Genomic DNA, 18204 nt, shown 5'->3' on the forward strand with positions numbered 1-18204 from the left:
TCCGTCAGCGACGACGGAACCACCGGGCACACCGCGGCCACTACCGGAACCGGCCGGCTCACCCACGTCGATCTGCGTCCCACCACCGCGCCACGTCCGCGTGACAGCGACCGGCACCGCCGCAACTGGTGGAGCCTGGCCGACGTCGGCCTCTACCGCTGACCACGAGAACCATCGGCTGCCGGCTCGGTCTGTGGCATCAGCCGTGCCGGTGGCAGGTTCTGTGGCATCAGCCGTCCCGGTGGCAGATGGGGCGTGGGGCCGGAGGGCGCCACATCCGCAGAGGGCCCCCCGCGGCAGCGGCGTACAGAATGCCCGCGCAGGCCGCCAGTGCCCTGCTGCCGCCGGACGGGCCCGGCGAGGGGTGGTCCCTGAAGGCGGCGGGGCCTGCCACCGGCAGCCGGGTGCGGAGTCTGCCGTCCGCGGTCACCGCCCACAGCCGGCTGTTCATCGTGGTGAGCGCGACAGCGCCACCCGCGTCCCCGAGCACCTGCCAAGGCTCCTCCGGCCGCAGCGCGGACAGGTGATACAGGGTGTCGTCGTGCGTGGTGACGGCGAACACCCCGGCGTTGCACAGGGCCACCGCGGTGGTGCCCGGCGGCACACTGCCCACCTCATGCCAGGGGGCCGGGCCCGGAACCGCCTCCCGGCGCAGCAGCCGCCCGTCGTCCGTCGTCGCGTACAGCTCCAGCGGCAACACGCCCGCCGCCTCGCGCGAACTGGCAAGACAGACCACACCGGCGGCGTCCCCGACCGGGCGCCAGGGCAGATTCTGGCCCGACGGCGCCCGGCACAGCAGCCGGCCCGCGCGGTCCGCGCCGAACAGCGTTCCCTCACAGACAGCGAGGGCATGCACATCGGCCGGGTCACCCGCCCTGTCCCAGCCGTCGGCGGGAGCCGCCCCGCTCAGCCGGTCCAGCACGTTGCGGGTGATGCGGTCCACGACAGGGTCGTCGCTCACCACGCTGCCCCAGTTGATGGTGGCCGCGTTGAACACCGTGCCGGCGCCGAGCCGGAACACCCCCATCGTGGCCGCGCCACCCTGCCCGTAGTCGCGCCAGTGGCGCAGGTCCGCGGTGGCGAGCACCACGAAGGAGGACGGCGTGGAGTCGCTGCCGGTCGCCCGGGGGACGCCGCTGATCCACTCCACCTCGCAGGCATCGGTCTCGTATCCCAGTGCGCCCCGGGCGAACTGCTCGCCGTCGGTCAGCCCCGTACCGTCGAAGACCCAGTGCCCGGCGAACCGGGCCGTGTACGCGTCCTTGCGCATCACAGCCATGCCGTCGCCCCAGGCTCCCGCGCCCCGGCGGAAGCTCACCCCGGTCATCGCGTTCTCCGGACGGTCGACGGGCGCACTGGACCATTCGACGGTCACCCGGCGCGGATCGATGTTGCTCATCGGGTCCTCGGGGGCGTCCCGATGACAGACCATCGTCCGCAGACCGTCCTCCAGTCGCATCTGCCACCAGGCCGTGTTCGCAGCGAAGAAGGCGAGGTTGCCGCCCTGCCGGGCGAAGGTCTCGACGCTGTCGCGCATCTCCATCGACCAGTACTCGTCGTGCCCGTTCACGACGAGCAGCCGGTAGTGGGACAGCAGTTCGTCACCCCTGTGCAGATCGAGACCGGAACAGAACTCGGCCGGGTAGCCGGCCGTGGGGAGCCAGCGCAGCAGCCCCTCCTCCCAGCGCTCGGGGGGCGGGCCACCGCCGGGCGAGGCGAAGGACACCCGGGCGGCACGGTCCGGCTGTTCGGTGAAGTAGAGGCTGCGGCCCGGCTGTCCGGCGTGGGTGTAGGCACGCCAGGTGGCGAACGGCACGGAGACCAGGATCGGGGATCCGGCACCGGGGCGGGCGGCACGGACGGCGAACCAGACGTCGTGCTCCGGCTCCTCACCCGGCGGCAGGGCGGGCGGCGTGTGCCCGTCGCGGTGGAACGTGGCGCGGTAGAGGGAGCTGGGCCAGGTGTCGGGGACGTCCAGGGTCCAGTCGGGGCCGGAGATCGTGGAGGAGAGGCGTACCTCGTCGGTGACCTCGTCGCTGATGACCACCCGGCAGCCGACCGGGCCGCCCTCCGGGGCCGACAGATGGAAGGCCAGCTGCCCGCCCTGGACGCAGGACGTCCGGTCCGCCCAGGCCCGGATCCCGGATGCCTCCGCAGGCTGCTCCCCGGACGTCATGGCCGCTCCCTTCCCGATGCGGCCAGCAGGTCGGGAAGGGCGGCCACAGCGGGCTCTTCTCCCGCCGCGCTCGCCACGATGAGCTCCTCCATCGCGTACAGCTGCGCGCGGATGGAGTCCGGCGGCAGGTAGGCAGTGTCGGCGGTGAGTGCCACCGCCAGCGCGCCCCCCTGCTCCGTGATGTGCAGGCAGTAGCGGCAGGCCACTTTGTCCTGGGTGGCGGGGAAGCCGAACCGGGTCTCCCGCTGCGCCGCACGCAGCTCGTCCGCGCCGGGCAGCGGATCGGTGGGCCCGGGGCGTTCGACCAGGCGCATGTCGTTGAAGCAGCAGTACGGGTGCACCTCGGCGCCCCGCTCCGTCCGCATCCGTTCGCCGAGACGGTCCCACTCCACGGGGTCGTACGCAGCGGCCCGGTAGGCACGCAGCGCCGCCCGGTAGGCGAAGGGCAGCAGGTCGGTGAAGGCCGAGCCGCTTCCCGCCGCGTCCAGGTCCAGGACGAACAGGCCGTCCTGGGAGAGCGTGGAGACCAGATCGCGGTGGGCCGGGGCGGTCCGGTTGGCGGCGATCGGCATGACCGCAGCCGTACGGTGCCCGTTCGCGGCGGCAGCCAGCGCGGCCGAAGCCGCGAGCAGCACGGTCGACCCGCTGACCCGGTGTGCGGAGGCGGCGGCGTCCACGGCGCGGGCCAGGGCGGTGGACACGATCCGGCCGGTCCAGAAGCGGGGGGTGCGAGGAGCGGCGATCCGCTCGGGGAACATCGTCGGGGGCGCGGCCCGATAGCCCGCTTCCCAGTGTGCCAGCGCGGCCGCCCCGCGACCGGCCCCCGCGTCGCCGTGCTGAGCGCGTGCCAGGTCCATGGGGGTCGTGGTGGGCGGGCGCCCGGCCGAGCCGCGCCGGACCAGCAGCCTCAGATCCCGTACCAGGACTTCCGCGCCGTGCCCGTCGGCGGCCAGATGGCAGAGCACCAGAACGGCGTGCGTGACCCGGCCGCCGCTGGTGACCAGGGCGGCGCGCAGGGGCCACCGGCCCGCGTAGTCGAAGCGGGTGGCCGACAGTTCGTCGACCAGCCGCTGAGCCGCATCGGCCGCGCTGTCCGGGTCGGGTGCGTCCACGACGGTGATCGGCAGGCGGCCGGCGGCCACGAGCCGCTGGCCCGGCTCGCCGTCGGCCACAGACAGCTGTGTACGCAGGGCCTCATGACGTTCCATCAGCCGGGCCAGCGCCTGCGCGACCTCGGTCGCGGCGGCCGGGCGACCGCGGTCCGCCAGTGGCAGTACGCGACCGATGTTGAAGTAGTGGTCGTTGGGGGCGGTGCGGCCGATGGCGTGCCAGATCGCCCGCTGCCCCCAGGTCAGCGGGGCCCGTCCGGAGCGCTCACCGCAGAAGTCCACGGTGATCGTCGTCGGAGCGGCGGCGGTCCGCGGACCCACGGAGTCAATCATCGCCCCGCCCCGCGCCCTGCTCGGCCAGGTGGCCGACCAGATCGTCGAAGTCGTCCAGCATCAGCACCGGCCCGTCGAGATCCAGCACGACGCCGAAGTCGTCCTCCAACGCGTCGATGAGCCGCAGGAACGTGAGGGAGGTGACGCCGACGGCGGTCAGTGAGCCTCCGGCGTTCAGGATCTCCTCCACGGCCACCTCGCCGTCGCTCGCCCGGGATACCAGCGCGGCCACCCGGTGGCGCAGTGCGTCGTGTCCTCGATGGCCCGCGGCCCTTGTTGCGGCCCGTGGCGTGGCGCCGGGCTGTGCGGCGGCGGTCACCGGTGGGCCTCCTCAGCGAGCCGGCGACGCAGACTGAGCGGTCGGATGTCGGGCCACACCTCGTCGACGTGGGCCATGCACTCGGCCTCCGTTCCGGTGAAGCCGTCCGGGCGCCAGCCCTCGGGCGGGTCGGTCCTGGCCGACCAGAGAGCGTGCTGTTCCTCGTCGTTGACGACCACCTGGTAGTGCATCGGATCGCTCATCGGTCCTCCTCCTGCTGTAGTTCGGCCACCGCGTCCGCGACGCCGCTGATGGTGGGGGTGTCGAAGAAGACGTCGAGCGGAACGTCGACGCCGAGTCGCTTGCGGATCCGCACGGCGATGGCGGTGATCGTGAGCGAGTGCCCGCCGAGGTCGAACAGGTCCTCGTCCGGACCGATGTCGTCGAGCCGCAGCACCTCCCGCCAGATGTCCCGCACGACATCGGCGGCCCCGTCCAGGAGGCCCGTGGCCTTCGGGACGTCGTCCTCTGCGCTCTCGGATCCCCGGGTGCGGGGCGGTTCGGGCAGCCTGGCCCGGTCCAGCTTGCCGTTGGGGGTGAGCGGGAAGGCGGCCAGGGACAGCCAGGCGGAAGGCAGCATGGCGGCGGGCAGAGTCCGGGCGAGATGGGCGCGCAACTCCTGCGGGGAGGGGGCGTCGCCGTCCTCGCCGGCGGGCACGGTGTACGCCACCAGTCGCGCCTGCGTTCCCGGGTCCGTCCTGAGCACGACGGCCGCCTGGCGCACCTGCGGGTGCTCGTCGAGCCGGGCCTCGATCTCGCCGAGTTCGATGCGGTGGCCGCGCAGCTTGACCTGACTGTCGGTGCGGCCGGCGAACTCCAGTCGGCCGTCGGGCAGTCGGCGCACCAGATCCCCGGTGCGGTAGAGACGGGAGCCGGGCGGGCCGTAGGGGTCGGGCACGAAACGCTGGGCGGTCAGGCCGGGCCGGCCGCGGTAGCCGTGCGCGACGCCCGCACCGCCCAGGTGCAGCTCGCCGGTGAGGTCTGCGGGAACCGGCTGTCCCTGCGGGTCGCGGACATGGGCGCTGGTGGCGTCCAGCGGGCGTCCGATCGAGACCGGTTCGCCGGGGACGAGCGCGGCCAGGGTGGACCACACCGTGGCCTCCGTAGGTCCGTAGACGTTGATCAGCCGGCCGCAGGCCGCGATCAGTTCCTCGGCCAGCGGGCCGGGCAACGCCTCACCGCCCGCCACGGCGACCAGTCCGGGCCGGTGGAGTCCGGCTTCGAGCATGAGCCGCCAACTGCTGGGCGTGGCCTGCAGATGGGTGATGCCGTGGGCGTCGACCAACTTGAGCAGGGCAGCTCCGTCGCGCTGTACGCCTTCCGGCACCAGCACCGCCCGGCCGCCCGTGGTGAGCGGGAGCAGCAGTTCCACGGTGGAGATGTCGAAGGAGAGCGTGGTCAGACCGAGCCAGCGGTCCCCGGCGTCCGCTCCCGTCCTGCGGCCCATCGCGGCAATGAGATTGGCGAGAGCTCCGTGCGGCACCTCGACCCCCTTGGGGGTGCCGGTCGAGCCGGAGGTGTAGATGACGTACGCCGGGTCGCCGGGACGAGGCGCCGATGCCGGCGGCGCGGGAAGGGGCGAACTCTCCGCGTCCGGCAGCGGGCCGGGCGTCAGCACCGGCAGCCCGTCCGGTGCGGGACCGTCGGTGACCAGGGCGCGGAGCCCTGCGTCGGTGCGTACGAAGTCGAGCCGTTCGGCCGGGTACTCCGGATCGAGTGGCACATAGGCAGCGCCGGCTGCCAGCACACCCAGCACCGCCACCAACTGTTCAGTGCAGCGCGGCAGTTCCACACCCACCAGGTCACCGGCGCCCAGTCCCAGCGCGCGGACCCGCTCGGCGAAGCCGACCACGGCGGTGTACAGCTGCTGGTAACCGGTCTTCCGGCCGTCCACGTCGACGACGGCAACGGCGTCGGGTGACGCCGCCGCCTGCGCGGCGAACATCCCCACCACCGTGGCGTCGGGCGGACAGGCCGGAGCAGCGATCTGCTCGGCGCCCGCTCCATGGCCGCGTTCGTCACCGCTGAACAGCGTCAGTTCGGCAAGCGCGGTGCCCGGGGCAGCCAGCGCGGCCTCCATCAGTGCACCGAAGTGCTCGACGATCCGGGCGGGCGCACCGGGCGTGAAGGCATCGGCGCGATACTGGAGGGAGCCGTCCAACCGGTCTTCAGTGTCGACCAGTTGGAGATGGGCGAGATTGCGGACGGTGTGGGTGAATCCGGTCCACTCGACCTCGGCCGTCAGCGCCTCGTCGAATTCCGGCTCCGCCTCTTCGGCGCGCCGCCGGTAGCCGATGGACAAGGGTGTGAGGGCGGTGCGCGGGGTCAGCCCACGGACCGCACGGCCGAGCGGGACCGTGCGGTGCGCATACAGTGTGCGCAGTTCGGCCCGTACCTCCCGGACGAACTCCGCGAACGGGAGGTGTGCACGGGGACGGGTGAAGACCGGCAGCTCATTGACGTAAAGACCGATCAGGCCGGAGTCCCGGGGACCGCGGGTGGAGAGTTCCAGCGCGGTCACGGGAGAGGGATCGCCGTAGCGCAGCAGGAGGGTGTGCCAGAGCGCGAGAAGCAGTTCGAAGCGGGTCACGCCCAGGGACTCGGCCACGGTGCGCAGCCGTGCGTGCTGCCGCGCCTCCAGCGCGAACGGCACGGCGGCGCCCGGTGCGGGCGCGGTGATGTCGCGTATGGAAGCAGGCAGCCCCGGCAGCACCGGTGCCGCCGGCTCGTGCCAGCGCGGGGCCCAGAAGTCCGCCGCGGCCGTCACGGCCACATGGTCCGGTCCGGCAACGGTTCTCTCCGGCGGGCTGACCGGCCCCGGAGCTCCTTCCGACCGGTAGGCGGCGGCCAGTTCGGCGACCAGTATGTCCTTGGAGTTGCCGTCGAAGACCAGGTGATGAGCGACAGTGTGCAGGACGTGATCCTCCGGGCCGACGTTGAGGAGGGTGAACCGCACCAGCGGGCCGACGGTCAGCTCGAAGGGGCGGACGGTCTCCTCGTGCAGCGCCGCGTCGAGTCTGTCCAGCGGGCAGGGCCGCACGTCCGGCGTGACCGCGCGGCCAGGATGGACGAGTGCCGGTTCCTGTGGGTCCAACCGGGCGCCGAGCAGCGGATGGCGCGCGGTGAACCGCTCGCACGCGGCGGTGAGCGCGGCCACGTCCAGCGGGCCGGTGAGCCGGACGGTGACGGCGAGATGGTGGGCGGAACCGGCCCGCAGTACGTGCTCCGTGACCCACATCCCGTGCTGGGCCGGGCTGAGCGGAACGTGGGTTGCCGGGTGTTCCGTGGAGGAGGTGTCCGTGCCAGGGGTGGTTGTCATCGCAGTGCCTCGTCGTCCAGGAGCAGGCGCAGTTCGCGCTTGAGGATCTTGCCGCCCTCGTTGCGGGGCAGAGAGGGGCGGAACAGCAGGCGGCTGGGCAGCTCGTGCGCCGCGAGCCGGTCCAGCAGAAACGTCCGCAGGGCGGGAGCGGTCAGCTCACCGCGCGGCACGACCACAGCGGCGACGACCGACCCCAGGACAGGGTGCGGCACGCCGACGGCGGCTGCGTCGGCGACCGACGGATGCGCGTGCAGCGCATCCTCGACCTGCAGGGTGGAGACCTTGTACGCACCGGACTTGATGACGTCCCGCTCGCGGTCGAGAAGATGCAGAAAGCCCTCCTCGTCCAGTCGGCCGAGATCGCCCATCCGTACCCATCGGCCCCGGAACACCTGCGCCGCAGCCCGGGCGTCCGCGTGGTAAGTGCGAGGAGAGGCCGGGGTACGCAGCCACACCTCGCCCGTCCCGCCCGGAGCGAGTACCCGTCCGTCGGAGTCGGTGATGCGCAGTTCGCGGAGCGACGCGGGCCGCCCGGGCGAGTCCGGACGGTCCGGGTCGAAGAGCAGGGTGATCTGGGCGGGGGCCGCCTCGGTCGAGGTGTAGTAATTGACGATCTGGGCTTGCGGGAACGCCTTGGACAGCCCCACGGCGACCGCCTGAGGAAGCGCAGCGGCCGTCGAACCGACCAGCCGCACGGAAGCGGTGGAGTGGCGGCGGGCGGCCTCGGAGCCGAGGAGTTCGATGGCCATGGCCGGGACCACGAAGACGCTGCCGACCCCGTGCTCCTCGATGAGCCGGGCGAAGCGCGCCGGAGTGAACTGCGGCGCGGCGATACCGGCCGCCGCAGCATCCAGCGCGTTGACGAGCATGGTCTGTCCGGCGTTCGTCCCCACGGGAAAGGCGTGCAGGAAGTACGCCGAGTGCCGCAGCGGGCGACGCCGCTCGTCCAGGGTGCAGCCGTACGCCAGGTTGGCGTGTGTGGCCGTCACTCCCTTCGGGGTGCCCGTGGTGCCCGAGGTGTAGAGGATCTGCGCCAGGGTGGTCGCGGCGGGAAGCGGGAGGCCCTCGGGACCGGTCGCCGGATCGCCCGCGGCTTCGAGGCCCGCCGCTTCGACGTCCTGCGCCGTCGCGGTCCACGGCGCGGGACCGGACAGGTCCTCGGGGCCGGAGCGCAGCGGTGGCGGGGTGTCCCACCGGTGGAGCACGGCAGCGGCCCCGCTGTCCGCCAGCAGGTACGTCAGCACCGCCGGGGCCTGTCGGTCCGACACGGGTACGGCCACGCATCCGGCCCGCAGCACACCGCAGTACGCCACCGCGTACTCGATCCAGTCGCTGCTGCCGTACCGCAGAGCGACGCGGTCACCGGGCGCGAGGCCCCGCGCCCGCAGTCCGGCGGCGAGTGCGTCGGAGCGTGCCCGCCATGCGCCGAAGGTCAGCTGTTGCGGTCCGCAGATCAGCGCGACGCGTTCCGGGTCCGCCTCGGCCCGATGGGCCAGCAGGGCGGGGAGGCCGGCCGGCGCCGGCGGGACACGCCGCTCCGGCGGCGGCGCAGTCATGCGCCGTCCTCCTCACCGGCGGCCGGGACGGCGACCGCAGCAGTGGTCACCGGACCTGACGCGGTGCCGGTGCCCTGCGCCCGCGGGGCGGTCGGCTCGGTGCACGAGCCGTCGTCCTGAGCCCGTACCGCGCCGGCCTCCCGCCTCGGTGCAGCCCCAGGTCCGGCCGGGCCGCGCAGCTGACCCCGAGCCCGCGCCCGCCCTGCGCCCGGCCCGGTACCGTCCAGGGCCGGGCTGCCCTTCCCGGATGCGGTCTCCTCGGACCGGCCGGCCGGGACCGCCGCCTTCCGGCGTTCGCGTTCCTGGATACCCACCAGATCGTCGGGGAGGGCATCCGGTACATCGATATCGAAGCGGGCCAGGACCCGCATGCGGAGACCGACCGCCACCAGGACGAGCATGGCCGCACCGAAGAGCAGATACATGAAGCCGATCCCGCGCCCCGGCCCGGTACCGATGACCTCACCGACGGAGGAGGCCAGCGCGCCGTCGTCCTGCAGCAGCGGGCCGAACAGCGCCGAGCCCGCCGGGGCGATGATGCCGTGCCCGATCGGCAGCGTGGACCACGCGACCATCGTGTTGAGCGCGAACACCCGGCCGTGGAACCGTTGCGGGACCTTCACCTGCACGATCGTCGTGTAGACACCGTTGACCAGGGACAGCGCGAAGGACATCCCGAACGCCCCGGCCCCGATCACCCACAGATCCGCCCGCACCCCGACCAGCGCACTGGCGAGGGCGAGCAGCGCGGCCAGCCCCAGCATGCCGCGCAGCCGGTGCCGCACGGGCCCGCCCCAGAAGCCCATCGCGATGCCGCCGAGGATCGCGCCCGCTCCTCCGGCGACCGAGACCCGCGCCGCGGCTTCGAGGGTGCCGAAGGACAGCACCAGCGGTGTCAGCAGCAGAAAGAGCGGGGAGAGGAAGATGTTCAGGCCCGCGAACCACAGCAGCATCGCGCGGAACCCCCGGTTACGCCAGGAGTGCGCGAACCCGTGCCTGATCTCGGCGACCAGCGATTCGCGTCGCGTCCAGGCCAGCGTCCTCGGGAACTTCACACAGAGCAGCACACCGATGGCGACGGCGTAACTCGCGATGTCGAGGACGAGGATGCCGCGCAGCCCGATCGCCGCCATGAGGGCGACCGCTACCAGCGGGACGACGAACTGCGCCACGCCGAAAGCCATTTGGACGATGCCGTTGGCGTGACCGAGGTACTGCTTGGGCACCAGCTGCGGTACGGCGGACGCGTAGGCGAGCCGTTGGAAGGTCAGCGCCATCGAGAGCACGGCCAGCAGGACGTAGATGTGCCAGGACGCCAGATGTCCGGACAGCAGGAGCGAGAGAAGAGCGGCCTGGGTGGTGGCGGCCACCAGATCACTGACGAACATCACGCGCCGCCGGTCGAGCCGGTCGACGATCGCCCCGGCGAGCGGGCCGACCAGGATCCCGGGCAGCATTCCGATGACCGCGTACAGGGCGTATCGGCCCATGGAGCCGGTTTCCAGGTAGATCCACACCGGCAGGGCGAACTCGGTGAGCGCCGATCCTGTGATGGAGAGCAGCTGCCCCAGGGCGACCAGCAGGAATCGCCTCATGCTGGGGGCCGGCCCGGTATCGGCCGCCGGTGAACCCGGCGCGGATTCCCGCTCCTGCACACCGTCCGGTGGCGGGGACTGACCGTCACGCGTCGGTGCGGAGCCGCTCACGCCGTGGAACCACCACGGTCCGTCGTCCTCCTCGGACGGAAGATCATCGACCGACGTACCGGAGAGCACCGCCGGATGCGTACGAGTGACGATGTCGGCGAGCTCGGCCGCCCGGTACTTCAGGAAGAAGTGCCCGCCCTCGTCGAGCACCACCGCGGCGGACCGCTCGGCGAGCATCTGCCATTCGCGGAAGCGCTCCTGGTAGAAGTCGGTCGCCGGGTCGCGGTTGCCGATCACGGAGATCACCGGCGCCCGCAGCCGTTCCCCGCCCGCCTCCACCTCGGCGAGCACGGTGGTGAAGTACTCCTCGGCCGCTTGGGAGTCCCGGCGCATGTTGCCGATGATGAACCGCATCTGGCCGTCGTCGAGTTCGCCCACCTCCGCGCCCATCGACCGGAGCCAGTTCAGGTAGACCCGGTCACCGAGCAGCGGTTCCAGGGCGGAGATGCGGCTCAGCAGGCCCAGCAGTCTGCTGCGCGGCCGGGCGAACGGGAACTGTGCCCCGATGTACACCGCATCCAGTTTCCGCCCGGATCCTTCGAGGAGGCGCGCGACGGCGACCGTGAGCGCGCTGCCCACCCCGCAGTGGCCGTAGAGGGCCACCGGACCTTCGACCCGTTCGCGTATCTCCGCCGCGATGCCTGCCGCCAGTTCCTCGAAGGGCAGATGCTTCTCGGTGACCCCCACGTCGTGCCCGGGGATGGCCACGGACCACAGCTCGTACCCGGCCGGCAGCTCGTCGGCGACCGGCTGGTAGACGACCGCGCTGCCGCCCCCGTACGGAACACAGATCAGCGACAGTGTGCGCTCGGCGGCGGGCAGCTGCCTGGTGAGCCGGTGCAACAGGCGGCTGGGGCCGCGCTCGGACTCGTCGAGGTCGGCCAGCGCGGCCAGTTCCCTGACCGTGCGGCAGGTGAACAGGTCCATGACGCTGACCGGCCGCGCGCCCGCCTCCGGCAGGCGCTTGCGGGCCCGCGCCACCACTTGAGTGGCGAGCAGGGAATGGCCACCGAGGTCGAAGAAGTCGTCGTCGATGCCGACCTCGGGCAGGGTCAGCACCTCGGACCAGATGGCCGCGAGGACCCGTTCGGTCTCGGACCCGGGCAGCGCGAGAGCACCGCCCGTCGCCCTGCGGGCCTGCGGCGTGGGCAGCACCCGCCGGTCGAGCTTGCCGTTGGGCGAGAGCGGCAGGGCAGGCAGCGCGACGAAGGCGGCGGGCACCATGTAGTCGGGCAGTGTGCGGCGCAGTGCGGTACGCAGTGCGGCGGCATCGGGCTCGGCGGGGGCGTCGTCCGTGCCGTCCGTGCCGTCCGTGCCGTCCGTCCGGCCCGTCCCGTACGCCTCCGGCGCCGGGGCGGCCGGCCTCTGGTGAACCGCGGCCGGAACCACGTACGCCACCAGCCGTTTGTCGCCCGGGTTGTCCTCTCGTACGATCACGGCCGCCGCGGCGACCGACGGCTCGGCGCGCAGCGCGGCCTCGATCTCGCCGGGCTCGATGCGCAATCCGCGGATCTTCACCTGCTCGTCGATCCGGCCGAGGTGTTCCAGTTGTCCGTCCGGGCGCCACCGGGCCAGGTCGCCGGTGCGGTAGAGCCGCGCCCCCGGCGGTCCGTACGGATCGGGCACGAAGCGTGCGGCGGTCAGGCCGGGTCTTCGGTGATAGCCGAGCGATATCTGCGTTCCGCCGATGTGGAGTTCGCCGGGGGTGCCGACCGGTGCGGGCAGGAGGTCCTGGTCCAGGACGTACAGCCGGGTGTTGTCGACCGGGGCGCCGATCGGCACCGAATCCAGTGGACCCGCGCACTCCCACGAGGAGACGTCGACGGCGGCCTCGGTCGGCCCGTACAGGTTGGCGAGCCTGCACCTCGGCAGCCGGGCGGCGAACTGCCGCGCGGTGTGCGGGGCGAGCTCCTCACCGCTGCACACGACCCGGCGCAGCCCGGTGCAGCGCTCGATGTCGTCCTCGGCGAGGAAGACGTCCAGCATCGACGGCACGAAATGCGCGACGGTGACGCCCCGGTCGGTGATCGTGTCCCGCAGGTGCGCCGCGTCCTTGTGCCCGCCGGGCTTGGCCACGACGAGGCGGGCGCCGGTGATCAGCGGCCAGAACAGTTCCCACACCGAGACGTCGAATCCGGTCGGGGTCTTCTGCAGGACCGCGTCCGTCGGCTCCAGACCGTAGACGCGTTGCATCCACAGCAGCCGGTTGACGATCGCGCGGTGGGTGTTGGGCACACCCTTGGGCCGTCCGGTCGAACCGGAGGTGTAGATCATGTACGCGACGTCACCGGCATCGCATCCGGATCCGGCGGAGTCCTGCGCGGGCCATTGCCCGGCGTCGTCGAGCAGCACGACCCGGGCCGTGCACCCCTCGGGCACCGGAATGTGCGCCTGGGTCAGCAACAGGCTGGCTGCGCTGTCCTCCAGCATGAACGTCAGCCGCTCGGCCGGGTACTCCGGATCCAGCGGTACGTAGCCGGCTCCGGTCCGCAACACACCGAGCAGTCCTGCGACGAGTGCGAGGGAGCGCTCCGCGCTGACCGCGACAAGGGTGCCGGGACCCGCGCCTTCGGCGCGCAGCCGGCCGGCGATCCGGTCGGCCGCCCGGTCGAGCTCGGCGTAGGTGAGGGTCTCGCCCTCGAAGTCGACGGCGACGGCGTCGGGAGTCAGCGCGATCCGGCCGGCGATCAGTTCCGGCAGCGTGGCGGTGTCCGGGACGTCCACCGCAGTGTCGTTCCATTCGGTGAGCACCCGGTGCCGCTCGGCCGGGCCCAGGCCGCCGAGGCCGGAAACAGGGGTGTCCGGACGAGCGGCGACGTCGCGCAGGAGCCGGCCGAGATGGTCGGCGATGGAGGCGATGTCGGCCTCGTCGAACAGGTCGGTGTTGTAGTTGAAGGCTCCGTGCAGTCCGTCCGGCCACTCCATCAGGAAGAGCTCGACGTCGAACCGGGTCCCGGCAGCCCGCAGCCCGAACACCTCGGTCTCCAGGGCGGATCGCTCACTCCGGTCGTCGCTCTGCACCGCGTAGTTCTGCATCGCCAGAATCGCCTGGAACACCGGCGAGCGCGAAACGTCCCGCTCCACCCTGAGCTCGGAGACCAACTGTGCGAACGGCAGCTCCTGATGGGCGTACGCCTCCAGACAGGTCTCCCGGGTCCGGGCCAGCAGTTCGGTGAAGGCCGGGTCGCCGTCCAGTCGCGCCCTGAGCGCGAGCACATTGACGAACATGCCGACGAGACCCTCGAGTTCGGGCTCCGGCCGTCCGGCGACTGGCGAGCCGACGGCGAAGTCCCGCTGCCCGGAGAAGCGGGAGAGAACCAGCTGGAAGGCGGCGAGCATCACCATGTGCACGGTCGCTCCGTGCTCCCGGCCCAGTTCGGTGAGGCTGGCCAGGAGCTCCCGGTCGACGTCGAAGGCGTACCCGGCGCCCTCGAAGGTCTGCTGCTCGGGCCTCGGCCGGGCAGTGGGCAGCTCCAGCGGCCGGACGCCGGACAGCTCGCGCTCCCAGTAGGTGACCTCGGCAGCCAGCCGGTCACCGCTGAGCCGGTCCCGCTGCCAGAGAGCGAAATCCCCGTACTGAACGGGCAGTTCGGGAAGCGGATCGCTCCCGCCCGCGGCATGGGCCGTGTATCCGCGCAGCACCTCGGAGACCAGGACCTCGCTGGACCAGCCGTCGCTGACGCTGTGGTGCACCACGAGGAGCAGCACATGGTCGTCGTCGGCCAGGCGTACCAGCAGTCCATTGATCAGTGGCCCGGTGACCAGGTCGAAGGGGAGGGCGGCCAGTTCGTCGACCAGCCGGGCGGCGTGTTCCTCGCTCGATGCGTCGGCGGTGCGCAGCGGGAACGGCGCGGGCTCCGGGATCTCCAGCACCGGCCGGCCGTCGTCGGTCGCCGGATAGCGGGAGCGCAGCGTCTCGTGGCGGGCGATCACCGCGTCCAGCGCCTGCTGCAGGGCCGCGCGGTCGAGGGCGCCCCGCAGTCTGCGGGCGACGGGGATGTTGTACGCGGCGGTGCCGGGCGCGAACTGCTCCATGAACCAGAGGCGTTCCTGCGCGTACGACAGCGGGGGCACGGTGCCCTCGGGGCGGCGTTGCACGGCTTGTACGGGACGGGCCCGGCCGCGCAGCCGCTGGGCGAGCAGAGCCCGCTTGGTGTCGGAGAGCGCATCCCTGCCCGGGCTGGTGCGTGCGGGCCCGCTCGCCGCGGACGTCGCGTCCGAGCTCTTCGGCCGCTCGCGTCCCGCGGTGGTGTCGGTGATGCTCATACCGTCGCTCCGTTCCTCTCAGGGCTGTCCTGGGCCGCCAGCAGTCGCTCGGCGTCCTCCTCGGACATGGCCTCGATCTCCGCCAGGAGCAGGTCCTCGACGGCGGCGGCGAACGCCTCGGCCGTGCGGTGGGTGAACAGCGTCCGCAGCGGGACCACGAGGCCGACCGCGGCTCTGATCCGGGCCACCACCCGGGTGGCGAGGAGTGAATGGCCGCCCAGGTCGAAGAAATCGTCCAGCACGCCGACGCGGTCGATGCCCAGCACCTGCGCCCAGGTGGTGGTCGCGAGTTCCTCCGCGTCGGTGCGCGGTGCCACGTATCCGGAACCTGGATGCGGCCGCCGCTCGGGGGCGGGGAGGGCCCGGCGGTCCAGCTTTCCGTTGGGGGAGAGGGGCAGCGCGTCCAGGACGACCAGGGAATTCGGCACCAGATGCGCGGGCAGGGCGGCCGCGACCGCGGCCCGCAGCTCCAGGGGGGAGAGCGGATCGGGGTGGGCCGGAGTCGCGACGACGTAGCCGACCAGGGCGTCGCCGAGGGCGACCACGACGCACTGGCCCACCGCGGGCTGCGCGAGCAGCGTCGCTTCCACCTCGCCGGGCTCCACCCGGTAGCCGCGCACCTTCAGCTGCGCGTCCACCCGACCGAGAAATTCCAGCAGGCCGTCGGCCCTCCAGCGGACCAGGTCGCCGGTGCGGTAGCGGCGGGCACCGGGCGGGCCGTACGGATCGGGGACGAAGGCGCGGGCAGTGGCACCGGACCGCCGTCCGTAGCCGTACGTCACGCCGGCACCGCCTACCAGCAGTTCCCCCGCGGCGCCGCGCGGCAGGAGCCGTCCGTGTGCGTCGCAGACGGTCAATGCGGTCCGGCTCAGCGGACGGCCGATGGGCGGCCGCTGAGCCGCGTCGTCCGGGCCCAGTGCGGCGGCGGTGGCGATGACGGTGGTCTCGGTCGGCCCGTACGAGTTGACGACCCGCACCCGGGACCCGAAGCGCGCCTGCCAGCGGGCGAGCGCCGTCTGCTGCACCTGGTCCGCGCCGAGGATCAGTAGCCGCAGCTCCTCTGGCCAGGCGATGGCGTCGATGTCGTCGACGAGCCGGTGCCAGTAGGGAGTGGGCAGATCGAGGACGGTCAGTCCACTGCCGTGCCCGTCCGCCAGCTCGTCGGGGAGCGCGCCATCGGCTCCCACGACGACCAGGAGGGCCCCGGCCGTGAGTGCGGGATAGATCTCTTCGGCGTGGGTGTCGAAGCTGAGGGAGGCGAACTGCGACACCACGTCCTCGGGAGTGATCGCGTACTCCTGCCGCATCCACGCGACCCGGGCGGCCAATGCCCGGTGCTGCACCACGACCCCCTTCGGTGTGCCCGTGGATCCCGAGGTGTGGATGATGTACGCCACGTCGTCGGGGCCGGCCTGCCAGTCCGGGGCGGGCTCTGCCCCCGCGGCGCCTGCGGGCGGGACCACGACCGTCGCCGCGGGCAACCAGGACGGCATGGCGTGCGAGTCGGCGACCACTACCCGGGCCCCCGTGTCGGCGAACATGAACTCGAGCCTCGCCGGGGGGTATTCGAGGTCGAGAGGCAGATAGGCCGCGCCCGCGCGCCAGATCGCGATCATGGCCATGACAGCGCTGATCCCGCGTGGCAGCCCGACCCCCACGACGTCACCACGACGCACCCCAGCTTCCCGCAGCCGCACCGCCAGCGACCCGGCCGCGTCCCACAGCTCCCGGTAGGTCGCCTCCTCCTTCGGTGCGCGCATCGCGACCGCTGAGCCGAATCGCTCCACCGCGTCGGCCAGCACCGTCGGCAGGGCCTCGCCGCGATCCAGGCCGGCAGCCGTGCCGGGCTGCCCGCCGTACTTCCCGGGGAACCCCACCCCCCATGCGAGCAGTTCGGCCTGCTCGGCCCCGGACAGCAGCGGCAGTTCACTCACCGGGGTGTCCGCCTCCGCGAGGGCACCCCGCAGCAGCGTTTCGAAGTTCCCGGCCAGCCGGGCTGCCCAGTCGGCGTCGAAGAGGTCCGTGCGGTACCCGAAGACCGCAACCAGGTCCGCGCCCTCGCGGCGGATGTCCAGCATCAGTTCGAACTTGCTCGCCGCATGACCGCCGTCGATGTCGGCACACCGCAGATCGGCGAACGGCCGCTCACCGGCGGTGCCTTCGTCCTGGGTGTGCACCGTGAGCAGGGTCTGGAACAGCGGGCTGCTGCCCAGCCTGCGTTCGATGCCCAGCTCGTCGATGAGCCGCTCGAACGGCACCCGGTCGTGGGTGAAGGCCGCCAGCGCCGATCTGCGTACCCGACGCAGCAGCTCACCGAAGGTCGGTTCGCCGTCGAGTTCTGCGCGCAGCACCAGCGTGGTGGAGAAGTAGCCGATGAGCTGTTCCAGTTCCGGCTCGCCCCGACCCGCCGCGGGCACCCCCACGCAGAAGTCGTCCTGCCCGGTCCAGCGGTACAGCAACGACTGATAGGCGGCCAGAATCACCATGAAGGGCGTGCACCGCCGCTCCCTGGCCAGTGCATCCACTCCGGCCGCCACGCCACCCATCCGCCGGGTGTGGAAGGCTCCGCCCCCGCCCCCGACGGGGCTGTCCGCCGGCCTCCGCACGTCGGCCCGAAGTTCGAGCGCGGGCGCGCCCGCGAGCCGGTCCCGCCAGTGCGCGAGGTTCTTCCCGGCCTCCGCTCCCTGAGTGAACTCCCGCTCATGGACCGCGTATTCGGTGTACGCGAGCAGCGGTGGGAGGTGAAGTGGACGGCCGCCGCGGTGGGCGGCATAACGGTCGGCGAGCTCGCCGCGCAGCAGATTGAGCGACCAACCGTCGGCGACGATGTGATGCAGTACGACGCAGAGGAGATGTTCATCGTCCGCCGTGCGCAGCAGGGTCACCCGGAGCAGGGGTCCGAGGGCGAGGTCGAATCCGGCGTTGGTCCGCCCGGCCAGCAGCCCAGCTGCATCGCCGGGACCGATTCCATGGCCCTCGCGCAGATCGATGACCTCGATCCCCACCGGAGCGGGCGGTTCGACGATCGCGACCGGGCCGCCGTCCACGCCCGGGAACCGGGTACGCAGCGCTTCGTGCCGTGCGACGACGCCGTCGAACGCGGCCTGCAGGGCCGCGGCCGACAGTTCGCCGGTCAGTCGCAGTACCAGCGGGATGTTGTACGAGGCGTCCACGGGGTCCAACTGGTCGAGAAACCACAGCCGTTCCTGGCCGTGTGTGAGCGGATGCACGTCATCACGCCCCTCACCCCCGTCGGCCGAACCGGTCATGCCGCTCATGCACCATCCCCCTGTGTACCGACCCGGAAGAGCGACACCACTGATCCATGGGTGCTGCCGTGGGATCCCGAAGGGCCGGCAGTAGATGCACGCAGCAGGGGGAACAGCCCCGTTCCTTGATCCCCACCGCACCGGTCCCGGG

8 protein-coding genes are annotated in these 18204 nt (G+C 72.3%); all 8 read right to left on the bottom strand.

Annotation, left to right across the window (positions count from 1 at the left end):
* Nucleotides 1–229: 229 nt before the first annotated feature.
* The 8 genes from ACIA8E_RS28770 to ACIA8E_RS28805 are packed head-to-tail and all read right to left on the bottom strand — an operon-like array spanning nucleotide 230 to nucleotide 18062.
* Nucleotides 230–2176: a N,N-dimethylformamidase beta subunit family domain-containing protein gene (locus ACIA8E_RS28770; RefSeq protein WP_399302207.1), complete on the bottom strand. Its 1947-nt coding sequence runs from the start codon at nucleotides 2174–2176 to the stop codon at nucleotides 230–232.
* Nucleotides 2173–3618: a condensation domain-containing protein gene (locus ACIA8E_RS28775; RefSeq protein WP_399302208.1), complete on the bottom strand. Its 1446-nt coding sequence runs from the start codon at nucleotides 3616–3618 to the stop codon at nucleotides 2173–2175. The genes ACIA8E_RS28770 and ACIA8E_RS28775 overlap by 4 nt, the downstream gene beginning before the upstream one ends.
* Nucleotides 3611–3937, bottom strand: a complete 327-nt coding sequence (locus ACIA8E_RS28780) for a phosphopantetheine-binding protein (RefSeq protein ID WP_399302209.1) — start codon at nucleotides 3935–3937, stop codon at nucleotides 3611–3613. Before ACIA8E_RS28780 ends, ACIA8E_RS28775 begins: the two co-directional genes overlap by 8 nt.
* The gene (locus tag ACIA8E_RS28785; protein ID WP_399302210.1) at nucleotides 3934–4140 is read right to left on the bottom strand and encodes an MbtH family protein; all 207 of its coding nucleotides are present in this window, start codon (nucleotides 4138–4140) and stop codon (nucleotides 3934–3936) included. Before ACIA8E_RS28785 ends, ACIA8E_RS28780 begins: the two co-directional genes overlap by 4 nt.
* On the bottom strand, nucleotides 4137–7256 hold the full coding sequence (locus ACIA8E_RS28790; protein WP_399302211.1) for an amino acid adenylation domain-containing protein: 3120 nt from the start codon (nucleotides 7254–7256) through the stop codon (nucleotides 4137–4139). The genes ACIA8E_RS28785 and ACIA8E_RS28790 overlap by 4 nt, the downstream gene beginning before the upstream one ends.
* Nucleotides 7253–8812, bottom strand: coding sequence for an AMP-binding protein (locus ACIA8E_RS28795; RefSeq protein WP_399302212.1), 1560 nt, complete (start codon nucleotides 8810–8812; stop codon nucleotides 7253–7255). The genes ACIA8E_RS28790 and ACIA8E_RS28795 overlap by 4 nt, the downstream gene beginning before the upstream one ends.
* Nucleotides 8809–14784 (bottom strand): amino acid adenylation domain-containing protein, encoded by a 5976-nt coding sequence (locus ACIA8E_RS28800; protein ID WP_399302213.1) that lies wholly within the window; start codon nucleotides 14782–14784, stop codon nucleotides 8809–8811. Before ACIA8E_RS28800 ends, ACIA8E_RS28795 begins: the two co-directional genes overlap by 4 nt.
* On the bottom strand, nucleotides 14781–18062 hold the full coding sequence (locus ACIA8E_RS28805) for an amino acid adenylation domain-containing protein (RefSeq protein ID WP_399302214.1): 3282 nt from the start codon (nucleotides 18060–18062) through the stop codon (nucleotides 14781–14783). Before ACIA8E_RS28805 ends, ACIA8E_RS28800 begins: the two co-directional genes overlap by 4 nt.
* Between the last annotated feature and the right edge of the window lie 142 nt (nucleotides 18063–18204).

Source organism: Streptomyces sp. NPDC051664 (genome assembly GCF_044453545.1).
Lineage (GTDB): Bacteria > Actinomycetota > Actinomycetes > Streptomycetales > Streptomycetaceae > Streptomyces.

What these genes read in the sequence shown, in the direction of transcription:
- ACIA8E_RS28805 (WP_399302214.1), bottom strand. Translation starts at nt 18,062, where the DNA reads ATGAGCGGCATGACCGGTTCGGCCGACGGGGGTGAGGGGCGTGATGAC.
- ACIA8E_RS28800 (WP_399302213.1), bottom strand. Translation starts at nt 14,784, where the DNA reads ATGAGCATCACCGACACCACCGCGGGACGCGAGCGGCCGAAGAGCTCG.
- ACIA8E_RS28775 (WP_399302208.1), bottom strand. Translation starts at nt 3,618, where the DNA reads ATGATTGACTCCGTGGGTCCGCGGACCGCCGCCGCTCCGACGACGATC.
- ACIA8E_RS28785 (WP_399302210.1), bottom strand. Translation starts at nt 4,140, where the DNA reads ATGAGCGATCCGATGCACTACCAGGTGGTCGTCAACGACGAGGAACAG.
- ACIA8E_RS28770 (WP_399302207.1), bottom strand. Translation starts at nt 2,176, where the DNA reads ATGACGTCCGGGGAGCAGCCTGCGGAGGCATCCGGGATCCGGGCCTGG.
- ACIA8E_RS28790 (WP_399302211.1), bottom strand. Translation starts at nt 7,256, where the DNA reads ATGACAACCACCCCTGGCACGGACACCTCCTCCACGGAACACCCGGCA.
- ACIA8E_RS28795 (WP_399302212.1), bottom strand. Translation starts at nt 8,812, where the DNA reads ATGACTGCGCCGCCGCCGGAGCGGCGTGTCCCGCCGGCGCCGGCCGGC.